Source organism: Mesorhizobium bavaricum (assembly GCF_056781655.1).
The window spans coordinates 453,865-467,483 of the sequence record NZ_JBXAYV010000001.1; the positions used below are offsets into that span (position 1 = coordinate 453,865).

Below are 13,619 nucleotides of genomic sequence, written 5' to 3' on the forward strand. Positions count from 1 at the left end.
GCATTCGATGCTGCGGATGAACACAGCGGCGACGGGCTCGAACGTAAGCGCTGTCCCGTTGGCACCTTTCGCGCGTTGTCGTGAGCGACGATGCTCGGAGCCTTTGAGGGCTTCGACACATGACGATTTCAGAGCTTACGCTTAAGTCCAGGGACGAGGAGCCGGTTCGACGGCTTGAGATATTCACGGGTTCTGGACGGCGGCGCGAATGGTTGCCGGAGGAGAAAGCGCGGATCGTGGCGGAAAGCTACGATGCTGGCGAGACGGTGAGCGCGGTGGCTCGGCGACATGCATTGTCCCCGCAGCAGCTGTTCGCCTGGCGCCGGTCCGCGCGGGTGCCGTTGGCGAATGCGCCGGCACCGGAGCCGTTGTTTGTTCCAGCGGTGGTTGCGGCACAGGAGCCCGAACCGGCGGGGAAGCGCACGAGATCGACACGGCAGCGGAAGGCCGCGCGAGAAACCGGCGTGATAGAGCTGGAGATTGACGGCGTCGCCATGCGGGTCGGTCGTGGCGCCGACGCCAGGACGGTGGCGGCGGTGATCCGTGCGCTGAAGGCGCCGTCGTGATCGGGCCGACGGGTGTGGTCAAGGTGATGGTCGCGACGAAGCCGGTGGACTTCCGCAAGGGGGCCGAAGGCCTGGCGGCGCTGGTGCGCGAGACGATGGGCGCCGATCCGTTCTCTGGCGCGGTCTACGTCTTCAGGGCCAGGCGCGCCGACCGGGTCAAGCTGGTGTACTTCGACGGCACCGGCGTGTGCCTGCTGGCGAAGCGTCTGGAGGACGGGAAGTTCTGCTGGCCTGCCATCACCGATGGCGTGGTGAGGTTGTCGGCGGCGCAATTGCAGGCGCTCCTGGAAGGGTTGGATTGGCGGCGCGTGCATGACGCCCGCGAGACGCGCGCGCCGGTCGCGGCAAGTTGATTCCATGGGAGGCTAGAGGCGCTGGCAAAGCATTGGAATGCATGATTGAATCGGCCTTGTGAGCAACCCGGCCGAGCCTCAGACCAACGATCCGATCGCGCTTCAAGCGATGCTCGCGGCGGAGCGCGCCGAGAACGAGCGGTTGCGCCAGATCATCAAGGAACTGCAGCGCCACCGCTTCGGCCGCAGGGCAGAGAGCCTGCCGGTCGACCAGCTGCTGCTGGGCCTGGAAGAGGCCGAGCAGATCGAGGCGGAGGGCTTCGCCGCGGAGGACACCGCCGATCCCGCCAAGCGCGAGGCTCGCGCCAGCAAGCGCCGCGCCAACCGCGGTGCACTGCCCGCGCACCTGGCGCGTATCGAGCAGGTCATCGACATCCCCGACAAGGTCTGCCCGTGCTGCAAGGGAATGCTGCACGTCATGGGCGAGGATCGCTCCGAGCGCCTCGACATCGTGCCGGCCCAGTTCCGCGTGATCGTCACGCGCCGGCCGAAGTATGCCTGCCGGAGCTGCGAGGAGGTCGTTGTGCAAGCGGCGGCTCCGCCACGGCTTGTCGAGGGGGGCATCCCGACCGAGGCGACCGTCGCCCATGTTCTGGTCGGCAAGTACGCTGACCACCTTCCGTTGTATCGCCAGGCGCAGATCTATGCCCGCCAAGGCGTGAACCTGGATCGATCGACGCTCGCCGACTGGGTCGGCAAGGCAGCCTTCCTGCTCCGGCCGATCCACGAGCGGCTGTTCGAGCGGCTGAAGGCGTCCGGCAAGCTCTTCGCCGACGAGACCACGGCGCCGGTGCTCGATCCCGGGCGCGGCCGCACCAAGACGGGCCAGCTGTTCGCTTACGCCCGCGACGATCGCCCCTGGGGCGGGATCGCTCCACCCGGCGTCGCCTATCTCTATGCGCCCGACCGCAAGGCTGAACAGCCGTTGCGCCACCTTCAGGGCTTCGTTGGAATCCTGCAAGTCGACGGCTACGCCGGATACCGGGCGCTGGCCGAGCGCAATGCCGTGAGCCTGGCGTTCTGCTGGGCGCATGTCCGTCGACGCTTCTACGAACTGGCCCAGTCCGGACCCGCGCCGATTGCCACGGAGGCGCTCCAGCGCATCGCCGAGCTCTACAGGATCGAGAGCGAGATACGGGGACGCTCGCCCGAAGAGCGGCGCACCGCCCGCCAGGAGAGAAGCCGCCCCGTCATCGATACCCTCCAGCCATGGCTGCGCGAGAAGCTCGCCCTGGTCAGCCAGAAGAGCAAGCTCGCCGAAGCAATCCGCTACCCGCTCTCGCGCTGGGCCGGACTTGGTCGCTTCCTCGACGACGGCCGCGTCGAGATCGACTCCAACGTGGTCGAACGCTCGATCAGGCCAATCGCCCTCAATCGGAAGAATGCGCTCTTCGCCGGTTCCGACGGCGGTGGCGAGCACTGGGCGACCATCGCCTCGCTCGTAGAAACCGCGTTATGCCGCGCGCGGCATAAGCAGGTTTATGCCGACCGCCGAACTATGCCGAGCGCCTCTTCCGATCATGGCGATATGACGCGCTTTGCCTGCCATTTCGACCAAGAACCGGTCGTTCACACTCGGCATAGTTCTCATGCTCAAAGGGCGTTCAGGAACGCAAGAAGCCGGTCGTTTGGTCGAAATCGTTCGGCCTTTGCGCGTTCATATGGCTTCAGCTTGGCAAGTGCGGATTCCTTCAGTTCAAGATGTGCGTGAAGATAGGTCAGCGTTGTTTCCATCGTCTCATGGCCCAGCCACAGGGCGATGACCGAACAATCGACGCCCGCCTGCAGCAATTCCATCGCAGCGCTGTGGCGCAAGACATGGGGCGACACCCGCTTCGAGCGAAGGGGGACGCAGTGTTCGCGCGCTTTGGCGACATATTTGTTCAGCAGCGCCTGCACGGCGTCGGCGCTGAGCTTGCCGCCGTGCGTGTTCGGAAAGAGAGCCGTTGCGCTCCGCTTCCTGGGCTCGTTGAGCCAGCCCCGAAGGGCTTGCCGTGCAACTTTGGTGAGCGGCGTACTTCGCTCCTTGCGGCCCTTGCCAACGCATCGCACGTGGGCACCGTGCCCCAGCATCACCGAGTCACGGTCGAGATCGATGATCTCCGAGACCCGCAACCCCGTTTGCGCGGCCAGCAAGAGCAGAGTGTGATCACGCCGTCCCAGCCATGTGCTGCGATCCGGACAGGCCAGGATCGCTTCAATCTCGGGCCTGGTGAGAAACTGAAGCTGTCGCTTGTCGCATCGCTTGCTCGGGATCGCGAGCACGCGTTGAATCTGGGCGCTATGGGCCGGCTCCTCGAATGACGCATATCTGAAGAAAGACCGAATGGCCGTGAGGCGGAGATTACGGGTCCTCACTGAGGCGGATCGCTGTGTCTCGAGGTCCTCCAGGAATGCGCCGATGAAAGGCGCGTCCAAATCCCGCAGCATCAACTGCGACGGAGACCTGCCAAGGCGTGTCTGCGCAAATGCAAACAGGAGCCGGAAGGTGTCGCGATAGGAGGCGATGGTGTTGGAGCTTACGCCTCGATGTCGCATGAGCCGATCGGTGAACCACCGCTCGATCAGCACGGCCAGATCGTTCGGGGCACTCATGAGCGAGCCTCCCACCGCTTATCCAGCAGTCGCGCGGCATGGGTCATTAGCTCCGGCGCGGCGGATAGATACCAGTAGGTGTCGCGAACATTGGCGTGGCCGAGAAAGGTCGAGAGGACCGGCAGTTCCCGCTCGACTTCTTCGCCCGCACGATACCAGTTGATCAGGGTCTGGACGGCGAAACGGTGACGAAGATCGTGAATCCGCGGACCATTGCGCTGCCCCCGCTGCCGCAGACCGATCTGTCGCGACAGCTGCCAGAACACCCGGTGCACGTATTGGTGCAGCAATCTGCCGCCCTGCTCGGCGACAAAGAAATAGGGGCTACGAGGCGCGACGAGATGCGCGTCGCGTCGCGCGGCATAGTCCGACAGCACGGCGACCGTCGTGGCATGGAGCGGAACCAGCCGCGACTTGCCGAACTTCGTCTCCCAAATGGTGAGGATACCTTGGTCGAGATCGACGTCGTCCCGGCGCAGGTCGAGCGCTTCGGAATGGCGTAGCCCGGCCACCGCTATCAATCCGAACAGGCAATGATATGTCCAGCGACGCAGGGCGTTGGCCGGCGGCAGCGACAGTGCCGCCGCCAGAAGCGCCGTGATCTCAGCATCGGTATAGATGTAGGGCTTTGCCCGCCGCGCCTGCGACACAGCGTCTTGAGGTGGCACTTCCGTCAGGGGGTCGAAATGAGCGAGGTGCTGAGCGAAGCAGCGCACATCGGTCAGGCGGATGGACCAACTCGGTTGTCGGCCGATCAACGTCACCCACTTCATTGCCAGCGCCGTGGTGATGGTCTCGGCGCCGCGAGCCTCCATGAAGGTGACGAAATCCGATAACCGTCGGGCGGGCCCGTGGTACTTGTATCCCAACCCCTGGCGCATGCCTACATAGCGCTCGAGCGCTGTTCGAAGCCGGCTCATTCGGCACCTCCCGGCCACGGCAGGCTCAGTTCGCGCAGCTTCTCGATGTCGAGCTTGGCATAGATCCTTGTGCTGTCGATGCTCCGGTGGCGAAGCAATTGGCCGATCTCGGCAAAGCTGGCCCCCGACCGCAGCAGGTCGGTCGCAAGGCTATGGCGGAAGAGGTGGGCGCCGTGGTGCGCATAGCCGTGAATACCTGCCCGCTCGAGTGCCTGCTTCGCAATCATCGTGATGGCGCAGCCGGAGGCAAAGCCGACCTGCGGAGCAAGCGTTCGCACAAACAGGCGGCGGCACGGTGAAGCTGGTCGCCCATGCCGGATGTAAGCGACGATAGCTGTGCCGACGTCGTGGCGTAGCGGCATCGTCGCTTGTCGCCGCCCCTTGCCATGGACAAGGATCTTGCCTGACCGCCAGTCGATGTCATCAAGGCTGACGGCCGCAACCTCGCTGGCGCGCAAGCCGAGCTTGGCCAGGATCATCAGAACTGCATAGTCCCGATGCCCCATTGCCGTGGTCCGATCGCAGGCATCAAGAACCTGCTGGACCTTCTGTGGCGGCAGGAAGGTTGGCAGGCCCGCGAGCCGCCAGCGGCGGATGGACGGCACGCAATCGGCCAAGGCCACCGAAATGAAGCCCTTCAGATGCAAGTAACGCAGGAGGGCGCGCACCACCCCGCACATCGCCTTGCCGCTGTCGGCGGAGCCAGCGAGAGCATGTCGCTCGACATAACCGATGACGATCTCCGGGGTAAGCGCTGCAAACCCCTCTGCGCCAGCCGGGCAGACCTCCTGCAGAAATCGGTGTGAGAGCAGCTTATGGCTTTCCACCGTCGAGGCGGCGAGCCCTCTCTCATTTGTGAGATAAGCCGCGAACACATCAACAATCTGCTCGTGCTCCGTGCGCTCAATCGGAGGCACGGCTGGTATCAAACCTTCTTGCCGTAATGAAGAAAGCAAGCGTCGGAGCGCCGATCGGTCCCCCGAGTCGAGGCTCCAGTGTTTGGAACGGTGCTCAAGAAACCGGTCAACGTGAACTTCGCTTAAATCGTGAGGATCGTGCCCGTTGCCAACATGCCAATCCATCAGCTCGCGAAACAGGCTCAGCGATCGCCAGGTGCATTGTCGACCAAAGCCTTCGTTCGACAATCTGGCCGCGTAAATGCGGGCGAACTCGCCATACGACCCGTGGATCAGCTTTCGATAAAGTGTGCTGCGTTGCAGATAATCACTTGCGTTCATGTGTCCTCTCCTTCGCATCAATTGCGACGGAGAGAGCCTAGGCTATGCCGATCCTGCTACCGCTACGTTACGGAAAGCATTGGTAAAAACTTGCTCACTCGGCATAGTTCGACGGTCGGCATAAACCGCAAAACTCAACGGCGTCGACCCGTACGCCTACCTCACCGACGTCATCACCCGCATCGTCGCCGGCCATCCGCAAAGCCAACTCGACGACCTGCTGCCCTGGGCCTACGCCCCCGCACCACTCAAGGCCGTGGCCTGAGAACAGCGGTTACGCTCGAACCAGCCGAGCAGAGCATAGTCTGGCGCCAGGGTTGTCGCGGTGAGCGGTCGCAGCTGATCGGCTTCACTTGGCGGTAAAAGCTGTGGCACGGCGCGATGACCAGGGCCGGTTGGGGTCGATGCCAATCGAGCTGAGGCCAAGCGTGCTCACCGCATAGGCGGTCACCTGCCACTGCCATCCCAGAGCGTCAGGATGATCGCGTTGCGCGACAGCTTGGCGCGCCGCAGACGCGAGCGATTCGTTCAGGGCAGCCCGCTTCGCCATCAACGAGACCCGCTGCTGCATGAGTTGTAACGCCCGCACCACGGCGCCGCGAATCCGCGCTTGTGGCGCCATGACCTTGAGGCGAGTGAGTTCGGCGCTAACAACGCAGACTGAACCAATCCGATCAGCCCGGCCCATGCCGGAGAGCACGGCGACCAATGCCGCCAGCTCCACCACGCAGGGGGACACGATCCCGCCTGCGGCTAAGCGCGAGTTGAAAAGCATACGTCGACGCCCGCCATTTCCGCATGCACCGCCTTGGATAAGGCCTGCCTCGAGGCATGATGCGGGCCTGGTTGGCTTTCCTGTCGATGCCAGCTTCGTAAGCAGCGGCTCCCGCGAGGTCGAGCAGTTCTAACTGGCGGCTTGAGTTGACGGCGCTCACGCACAGCCGTTCCAGGTGCGGCCGGTTATGCGGCCTTCCCCTTCCCATTTGGCTTGGGCAAGCTTCTGGGTGATCCTCTGCATCGCCGGTCGCAGAGAGGTCCGGTCTGCAAAGTCAGCACAGGCCACTATTGCGGCCGCCTCGAGATGTATGCGTCCCTCTCATCTGTTTGGCCGGACTGGGCGAGCTTGCACCCGGTCGGACGTGCAGTCCAACCTGGATGCGCGCTTCCACATCAAGCCGCATGTAGGCGAAGAAAATCCTCATACGTCGCTTGCAACCCGGCACCAAGAGACGTTTTGGCTTTCCAGCCAAGGTTACGCAAGCGCGTTACGTCCAGTAGCTTGCGCGGAGTACCGTCTGGCTTCGTCGTGTCGAACACCAAATTGCCCTCCCAGCAGACCGCCGCCTTGACGAGTTCCGCCACCTCGCGAATTGTGACGTCCTCACCAACGCCAACATTAATCAGGGGCGCAGTGTCGGGGGCTGTCAAGGCGTCAAAATCCGAATCTGGCAGGCCAAGCAGGAACGCAATGGCATCGCCTACATCCGACGAATACATAAACTCTCGCCGAGGATTTCCGGATCCCCAGACCCCCACAGAGGAGTCGCCGTTCATTTTAGCTTGATGAAAGCGGCGTATCAGAGCAGGCAGAACGTGACAATTTTCGGGGTGATAGTTATCGCCGGGACCATATAAATTGGTCGGCATCAACGCGAGATAGCGGGCCTTGTACTGCCGGTTGAAAGACCAGCACGATTCGACACCTGCGATTTTTGCCAAAGCGTAGGGACGATTCGTCGCTTCAAGCGGACCGGTGAGAAGGTATTCCTCCCGTATCGGCTGCGGACAGTCGCGTGGATAGATACACGAGGAGCCAAGAAAAATCATCCGTTCGACGCCGGAAGCGTAAGCGGCATCAAAAACACTGACTTGAATCGCGAGGTTGTTATGAAGGAAATCGACAGGGGAGCTAGCGTTCGCCAGTATACCACCAACCTTTGCGGCGCACATAACGACGTAATCTGGCCGCTGCGACATGAAGAACCTGCGCGTCTCGCTCCGGTCAAATAGATCCAGTTCGTCGTGAGTACGTGTTATTATCTCATAGGATCCTAGCGCCTCGAGGGCTCTCATTGTGGCGGATCCAACAAGGCCGCGATGGCCTGCCACATAGACTTTCTTCATCTTTTTGTTTTCCATTGTTAACGCTCTGGGCGCTCCTTAAGAAGGCCACCATAGCACTGACAACAACCCAGCATGGCGCCGCCGTTGTCAGCATAACTCTCGTGGACTGTGTGAATAATAACCCTGCTTCATCAGCACTGCCTCACGCTCTGCCATGCGCAAATCTTCCCGAACCATCTCCCTAACCAATTCGATGAAGGAGATTTTGGGCTCCCACCCAAGTTTTTCTTTCGCCTTGCGGGCATCGCCGAGAAGTGTCTCGACTTCTGCAGGACGAAAATAGCGGGGATCTACTTTTACGATCAGAGCTCCCGTCTTTGCATCGTACCCCTCTTCGTCGACCCCTTCCCCCACCCAACGAACATCGATGCCGAGTTCAGCGGCCGCGACGGTGACGAATTCGCGCACCGAATGTTGCTCACCGCTAGCGATCACAAAGTCTTCAGGTTGCTGCTGCTGCAGCATCAACCACTGCATCTGGACGTAGTCTCGAGCGTGCCCCCAATCGCGACGCGCATTAAGGTTGCCGAGGAATAGAGTGCGCTGCATTCCAAGCTTAATCCGAGTCAAGGCGCGCGTGATTTTGCGAGTTACAAATGTTTCTCCGCGCGCAGGTGACTCATGATTAAATAAAATGCCGTTACATGCATACAAATTGTAAGATTCTCGATAATTTACGGTGATCCAGTGAGCATACAATTTGGCAACAGCGTAGGGGGACCGGGGGTAGAACGGTGTCGTCTCGGTCTGTGGCGTTTCCCGCACCAGCCCGTAGAGCTCAGACGTCGAGGCTTGGTAGTAGCGCGTATGCTTGACGAGCCCCAGGATCCGAATTGCCTCGAGGATACGCAGCGCACCCAAGGCATCGGAGTTCGCGGTGTATTCTGGTTCTTCAAAGGAGACTGCAACGTGGCTCTGAGCTGCCAAATTGTAAATTTCGTCCGGCTGAACCAGTTGGATGACGCGCGTAAGGCTCGACGAGTCTGTCAAGTCCCCGTGGTGAAGTGTAAGATCAACGCCACTTTCATGAGGGTCATGATAGAGATGGTCTATACGGCCCGTATTAAAAAGAGACGATCGTCTCTTTATCCCATGCACAGAATAGCCCTTTTCTAAAAGCAATTCTGCGAGGTAGGAACCGTCTTGTCCCGTAACCCCGGTGATTAAAGCTACTTTTCTCTTTGACAAGCTTGAATCCTTTTGATTTTGACGCGCCCATGAAAACGCTCGCCTGCGGCGGGATTGCGTGGCGAGAAAGGGGCGTATTGGGCAGGGCGAACGGGGGCCTCTGCGCGAAGGCAAGGGAGAGTTCGATCGGGATGCCAGCCTTTCATGGAGCCGGGGAACGTTCGAAAGTGTTGTCGATCAAGATCAAACGACGCGGGTCATTCAAATCGAATTCGACAATTCGTGGCACGAAGAGGCGGGCGTAGCGGGTGAAGGCGCTAGTCGGAGGAAAGCGAATAACAGTGTCGCATCGACCGAGGAGATACATCTCAACGAGCGCGGAAAACCCCCCGTCGGTGCCCAGTGCTGCACTGTGTAAGGGGCCAGCCTGATCCGCCTGGAAGCGTTTTGGGACGGTGAAAAGTTCGGGAAATACGCCCGACAGGTGATCAACAACCTTGGCGCTGTCTGTACACAAGAACACCCTTACAGGTCTTGAATGCGGTTGCGCCTTGGCCATACGAATGGCAGTGCATACCTGCTCTAAGGCAACCTTCGGATCAGCCCAGTAAGGTGCGTGATCCATAATATCTTCGCCGTTGCCGTGGCGGACATGGACTCCAATTATGCTGTGCCCGTCAAAATGTTCCTGGTAGAGCGCTTCAATGCGATCCTCAATTTCGACCCTCGGTGTGATGCTCCTAAATATGGTTCGCTCGGCCTTTTCATCGCAGCGCCACATCAAGCAAGCATCACACACTACCGTGTTGGCTTCACAATCATCTTGGGCCTGGAAAAGATCGTTAAGCTCGTCACGTTCTTGGAAAATCTGTTCATCCGGACGGTACACGCAGTCGATGGATGGCTTGTTCCACCACGACGGGAAGAAGGGACCAGGGAATGAGACGTGGTTGATCTGGTCATCGCAAATGACCCGTACACCACCGATATCCTCAATTGGCTTGAAGAAAGCTGGAAAGGCATTCGCAAACGGGTTGTCAAGGTAACAAGATCCGCGCCAATCTATTGCTAAAGCTCGTCCCGTCCGATGTGCGTAGTCCCAAGCCGACGCGAGAGACCACAGGCAATCACCGAGACCCGTGCGCCGTCGAGAAACAACGAACCGATCGTTCCTTGAGCGATCAACAAGCATCTAAATTGCCTCTCTCCAGAACACCACAAGCCTCAGCTTTGCTGCTGCGTTTGAGGCAAGCGCCCGCGCAATTCGGGGAAGATTGTCGTGCTGTGCCAATGCGATGTAGCTTGCGTCTGTCGCGGAAGTGCCTGGCCGCGATGGACGCGCGCCTGGGCTGGTCTTCCGCGCAGACCAGAAAATGCTCTTCGGAGCCAACGCAAACATCAACCGCTTTCCTTAAGGCTGCTACATTCTTGAATTCTTTCTATGCATCGTGCCGTAACATCGGTAAAATCGTCTGTTTCGATGAAACGCATCCACGCCATGGATGGCAGTGACATGGGTTCCAGAGCGTTGGCTGTGAACCCTCTCGCTGTGCTCGACGCACCGCTAACCCCAGCGGAACCTCACGGTGACAGCACGCAGCATCGACCTAAGTGCGCCGGCCATGAGCGCGGGCCGCGGCCACGAAGCTTCGACTGGGCCAGGTTCTGCATGGGAGCGCCACAAAGAAAGAGGCGATGCGTCGAGCTGTAAGCGAGCCTGAGCTCGCTTTCGAAGCGCTATGCCATCAACCCCAAGACGGTCGCGAAGTGGAGGAGCGGAGTTCGACCGCCGATCTGCCCACCGGCCCCAGGGAGCCGAGATCGAAGGTTCTGTCTGCCGTAGCAGAGGACCGTTGTTGTGGCCTTCCGCCGCAACACACTGCTGCCGCTGGACGATTGCCTCTACGGCCTTGCAGCCGACATCCCGCTTCTGACGCGCTCTTCATTGCACCGATGTCTGCAGCGCAAGCATCGGCTTCTTCCACATTGATATTGCGGAGATCCCAACCGAACAGGGCAAGCTAAACATCAAGGCCTTTGTACCGCGGCACCGCCTATCGCGAACCTTCGCGCCCCTCTGTCCCGCCGGCACCAAAGGAGACCGTCGCGGCGCCGTTGTTGCTAGATCACATTCAATTCCCTAAACGCCCGCCCTTCGGCGACACGGATGTACCCAAACGCGGAGCAATCGACCGTTCGGTAGCCGCCATGCACGAGAAGCTCGGCCAGCGCCTTGCCGACCGCCGGGGCCTGCTGCAGACCGTGGCCTGAAAATCCGTTGGCGAAGAGGAAATTTTTCACCTTGGGGTGCGGCCCGATCACCGCGTTCTGGTCGAGCGTGTTGTAATCGTAGTGCCCGGCCCAGGCGCGGGTGGGCTTGATGGCCTCGAAGGCCGGAATGCGGGTCGCCAGCACCGGCCAAATCACCTCTTCGAACAGCGGCCAGTCGACCTCGAAATCCTGGGGATCGGCCGGGCCGTCGCCCTCTTCCGGCTCGGCGCCGCCGGTGAGATAGACCGAGCCTTCCGGCCTGACATAGATGCCGGAGGGATCGACCAGCAGCGGCATGTCGGCATATTTTTCGCGCGCCTCGAAGACGAAGACATTGCGCTTGCGCGGCTCGACCGGCAGCGCCAGCCCGGCGAGAGCGGCGACCTTGCCGGCATTCGGCCCGGCGGCATTGAGGACGGTGCCGGCTTCGATCGTCTCGCCATTGTCGAGCCTGACGCTGGTGACACGGTGGCCCTGCCGCTCGATGCCGATGACCGAGGCGGTCATAAAGTCCACGTTCTTGCCGCGCAGCGCCTTGCGGAACAGCGTCAGCATCGCATGCGCGTCGAACCAGCCTTCGCCGCTGCGGCCATAGGAGCCGGCGGATATACCTTCGGTCGACAGCCAAGGGAAGCGGCGCGTCAGCTGATCCGCGTCCTCGAGCACGATGTCGGCCCCCTCGGCGACCTGCGCTTCGTGATTGGCATTCAGGATCGGCAGCCCGTTCTCGCTAGCGAGAATGAGAAAGCCGCCCTCGCGAAAACCGATGTCGGCGTCTGCGCCGAATTCTTCCTTCAGCCGCCGGAACAGTTTCATGGTGAACTGCGACAGGCGGATGTTTTGCGGGATCGAGAATTGCTGGCGAATGGAGGCGCAGGACAACGTCGTTGCCGCGTGCGCGAACTGCGGATCGCGCTCGATCAGCGCGATCGAGCCGGAAAACCCTTCCTCGCGCAGATAGTAGGCGATCGAGGAGCCGACGATGGCTCCTCCGATGATAACGATGTCGTAACGCACTTTTTTGTCGCCTTTCCGGTAACCGCCCGTGTCGATCACACAGCCGTCAGCATGATGTCGAAGCGCGTGCCGCGGCGGGCGCGGGCCTAGCGAGTTGAAAAGGGTTGCCGCATGCGCTTGATCCAGCGGCGCTCACGCAGCTGCCGGTCCTGCCTCACGCAGCAAGTCGTCGGCTCTGTCCGTCCTCTCCCAGGTGAACTCAGGCTCTTCACGGCCGAAGTGAGTATGTCGCCGTGTTGCGGTATATCGGGCGTAAGAGATCAAGCATCTTGATGATGCCTTTCGGTCGGAGATCGAAAACATGCGAATCCAAACATGAGGCCCTGATCCCGCCCTTGCTCGAGATCCTGCCATCGTCCTTCATCAACGCCCTGGCTGATGTCGGGCGACTGCCCGGTGAGAGCAGAACGACGGCGCAATTTCGACCATCAAAGCCGATGGCATCGTCGTAGCCAATATCGAGTATCGTATCGCGGGCGACTTGGGTGTAATCGATGTGCGCATGGCTGGTACCCTCGTCCTGCTGGCTTTGTCATTTCGCGCTCTTCGCAAATGCTGTTTGGCGGCGGAACATAAAACGACACCAGATTTCTGCCGCCACTGATCTCGAAAGTTGTGATGAGCGTACCATTGACAGCGATTTGCGCTCGCAACGATTCCATGAATTTCTTTGAAGGATCTGTTGCAACGCTAAACAACAACGCAACGAGATTGGCGGGGGCCTGGTAAGACGGCAAGCTGGAACTGGTTGGCCAAGAGGGAGGCGATCGGCGCACCTTTCCCCAGGCGACGTGCTAACTTGTATCGTGCACCTCATCCGCCATTTGATAAATGTTTAGTCCCGGCATTTGCTGGAGCGGATTGAAAGTGAACGCTCGGGCTGGGAAGCCCAATGCCTTCCAGATGAACTCGCAGGGCGTGAGACCCTTGAGAGTCTTCAGCTTGCGGCCGAAATTGTAGGCCGCGACGAAGTCGGCAAGATGCCGACGCAGTTGGTCGCGATCGTCGTAGTGGAAGCGCTTGACGGTTGCGTCTTGATGGTCCGGTTCATTCTCTCGACTCTTCTCGCCGGCCTGTCGCCGTCGACATCTGGCAATCGGCCGATGCTTGCCTGCAGACAGCGGTGGGAGCGCGTCAGATGCGGGACGTCGGCTGCAACGCGTAGAGGCAATCGTCGAGCGGCAGCAGCCTGTTGCGGCGGAAGGCCACAACAACGGTTATCCTCGACAGACAGAACTGTCGACTCCCTGGAGCCGGTGGACAGATCGGCGGTCGAATTCCGCTTCTCCACTTCGCGACCGTCTTGGGGTTGATGCCATAGCGTTCCGAAAGCGACCTCGCTTCACCTAGCCCATAGTGCATCCTTTGAGTCGGACGAGAATGGCGAAATTTCTTTTCCGCGACATG

At 60.5% G+C, this 13,619-nt stretch carries 10 protein-coding genes and 5 pseudogenes; 5 read left to right on the forward strand and 10 right to left on the reverse strand.

The window, feature by feature from the left end:
* The first annotated feature begins 119 nt into the window (after positions 1–119).
* The 3 genes and pseudogenes from tnpA to tnpC all read left to right on the forward strand — a co-directional run.
* Positions 120–566: an IS66-like element accessory protein TnpA gene (gene tnpA / locus AC1RZR_RS34930; RefSeq protein WP_023772704.1), complete on the forward strand. Its 447-nt coding sequence runs from the start codon at positions 120–122 to the stop codon at positions 564–566.
* Positions 567–592: 26 nt separating this feature from the next.
* Complete coding sequence (tnpB, locus tag AC1RZR_RS34935; protein ID WP_481829591.1) at positions 593–919, forward strand: IS66 family insertion sequence element accessory protein TnpB; 327 nt, start codon at positions 593–595, stop codon at positions 917–919.
* A 109-nt stretch (positions 920–1,028) separates the two neighbouring features.
* Positions 1,029–2,402, forward strand: a pseudogene (gene tnpC / locus AC1RZR_RS34940) (IS66 family transposase); the annotation flags it as partial.
* Between the two features lie 110 nt (positions 2,403–2,512).
* Here tnpC and AC1RZR_RS34945 read toward each other — a convergent pair.
* The 3 genes from AC1RZR_RS34945 to AC1RZR_RS34955 are packed head-to-tail and all read right to left on the reverse strand — an operon-like array spanning position 2,513 to position 5,672.
* Positions 2,513–3,514: a tyrosine-type recombinase/integrase gene (locus AC1RZR_RS34945; protein ID WP_481829240.1), complete on the reverse strand. Its 1,002-nt coding sequence runs from the start codon at positions 3,512–3,514 to the stop codon at positions 2,513–2,515.
* Positions 3,511–4,434 (reverse strand): tyrosine-type recombinase/integrase, encoded by a 924-nt coding sequence (locus AC1RZR_RS34950; protein WP_481829241.1) that lies wholly within the window; start codon positions 4,432–4,434, stop codon positions 3,511–3,513. The genes AC1RZR_RS34945 and AC1RZR_RS34950 overlap by 4 nt, the downstream gene beginning before the upstream one ends.
* Positions 4,431–5,672, reverse strand: coding sequence for a site-specific integrase (locus tag AC1RZR_RS34955; protein WP_481829242.1), 1,242 nt, complete (start codon positions 5,670–5,672; stop codon positions 4,431–4,433). The genes AC1RZR_RS34950 and AC1RZR_RS34955 overlap by 4 nt, the downstream gene beginning before the upstream one ends.
* Before the next feature lie 124 nt (positions 5,673–5,796).
* On the opposite strand from AC1RZR_RS34955, the pseudogene AC1RZR_RS34960 reads away from it, so the two are divergent.
* Positions 5,797–5,937, forward strand: a pseudogene (locus AC1RZR_RS34960) (transposase domain-containing protein); the annotation flags it as partial.
* Positions 5,938–6,021: 84 nt separating this feature from the next.
* On the opposite strand, the gene AC1RZR_RS34965 reads toward AC1RZR_RS34960, so the two are convergent.
* The 4 genes from AC1RZR_RS34965 to AC1RZR_RS34980 form a co-directional block, all read right to left on the reverse strand.
* Positions 6,022–6,447, reverse strand: a complete 426-nt coding sequence (locus tag AC1RZR_RS34965) for a hypothetical protein (RefSeq protein ID WP_481829243.1) — start codon at positions 6,445–6,447, stop codon at positions 6,022–6,024.
* Positions 6,448–6,842: 395 nt separating this feature from the next.
* Positions 6,843–7,811, reverse strand: a complete 969-nt coding sequence (locus AC1RZR_RS34970; RefSeq protein ID WP_027033168.1) for a GDP-L-fucose synthase family protein — start codon at positions 7,809–7,811, stop codon at positions 6,843–6,845.
* Positions 7,812–7,883: 72 nt separating this feature from the next.
* Positions 7,884–8,984, reverse strand: a complete 1,101-nt coding sequence (gene gmd / locus AC1RZR_RS34975; protein ID WP_069091038.1) for a GDP-mannose 4,6-dehydratase — start codon at positions 8,982–8,984, stop codon at positions 7,884–7,886.
* Positions 8,985–9,126: 142 nt separating this feature from the next.
* Positions 9,127–10,116 carry a nodulation protein NodZ gene (locus AC1RZR_RS34980; RefSeq protein ID WP_096453585.1) on the reverse strand — a complete coding sequence of 330 codons (990 nt, stop codon included), beginning with the start codon at positions 10,114–10,116 and terminating at the stop codon, positions 9,127–9,129.
* Between the two features lie 461 nt (positions 10,117–10,577).
* Here AC1RZR_RS34980 and AC1RZR_RS34985 point away from each other — a divergent pair.
* A pseudogene (locus AC1RZR_RS34985) lies at positions 10,578–10,972 on the forward strand (transposase family protein); the annotation flags it as partial.
* Positions 10,973–11,045: 73 nt separating this feature from the next.
* On the opposite strand, the gene AC1RZR_RS34990 reads toward AC1RZR_RS34985, so the two are convergent.
* The 3 genes and pseudogenes from AC1RZR_RS34990 to AC1RZR_RS35000 form a co-directional block, all read right to left on the reverse strand.
* Positions 11,046–12,212: an NAD(P)/FAD-dependent oxidoreductase gene (locus AC1RZR_RS34990; RefSeq protein ID WP_477344073.1), complete on the reverse strand. Its 1,167-nt coding sequence runs from the start codon at positions 12,210–12,212 to the stop codon at positions 11,046–11,048.
* 132 nt (positions 12,213–12,344) lie between these two features.
* Positions 12,345–12,537: pseudogene (locus tag AC1RZR_RS34995) on the reverse strand (methionine adenosyltransferase domain-containing protein); the annotation flags it as partial.
* Between the two features lie 469 nt (positions 12,538–13,006).
* Positions 13,007–13,550 (reverse strand): annotated as a pseudogene (locus AC1RZR_RS35000) (IS3 family transposase); the annotation flags it as partial.
* Positions 13,551–13,619 lie beyond the last annotated feature (69 nt).

Coding starts and splice junctions, on each gene's coding strand:
- AC1RZR_RS34950 (WP_481829241.1), bottom strand. CDS start 4,434: ATGAGCCGGCTTCGAACAGCGCTCGAGCGCTATGTAGGCATGCGCCAG.
- tnpB (WP_481829591.1), top strand. CDS start 593: ATGGTCGCGACGAAGCCGGTGGACTTCCGCAAGGGGGCCGAAGGCCTG.
- AC1RZR_RS34970 (WP_027033168.1), bottom strand. CDS start 7,811: ATGGAAAACAAAAAGATGAAGAAAGTCTATGTGGCAGGCCATCGCGGC.
- tnpA (WP_023772704.1), top strand. CDS start 120: ATGACGATTTCAGAGCTTACGCTTAAGTCCAGGGACGAGGAGCCGGTT.
- AC1RZR_RS34965 (WP_481829243.1), bottom strand. CDS start 6,447: ATGCTTTTCAACTCGCGCTTAGCCGCAGGCGGGATCGTGTCCCCCTGC.
- AC1RZR_RS34945 (WP_481829240.1), bottom strand. CDS start 3,514: ATGAGTGCCCCGAACGATCTGGCCGTGCTGATCGAGCGGTGGTTCACC.
- AC1RZR_RS34955 (WP_481829242.1), bottom strand. CDS start 5,672: ATGAACGCAAGTGATTATCTGCAACGCAGCACACTTTATCGAAAGCTG.
- AC1RZR_RS34980 (WP_096453585.1), bottom strand. CDS start 10,116: ATGCTTGTTGATCGCTCAAGGAACGATCGGTTCGTTGTTTCTCGACGG.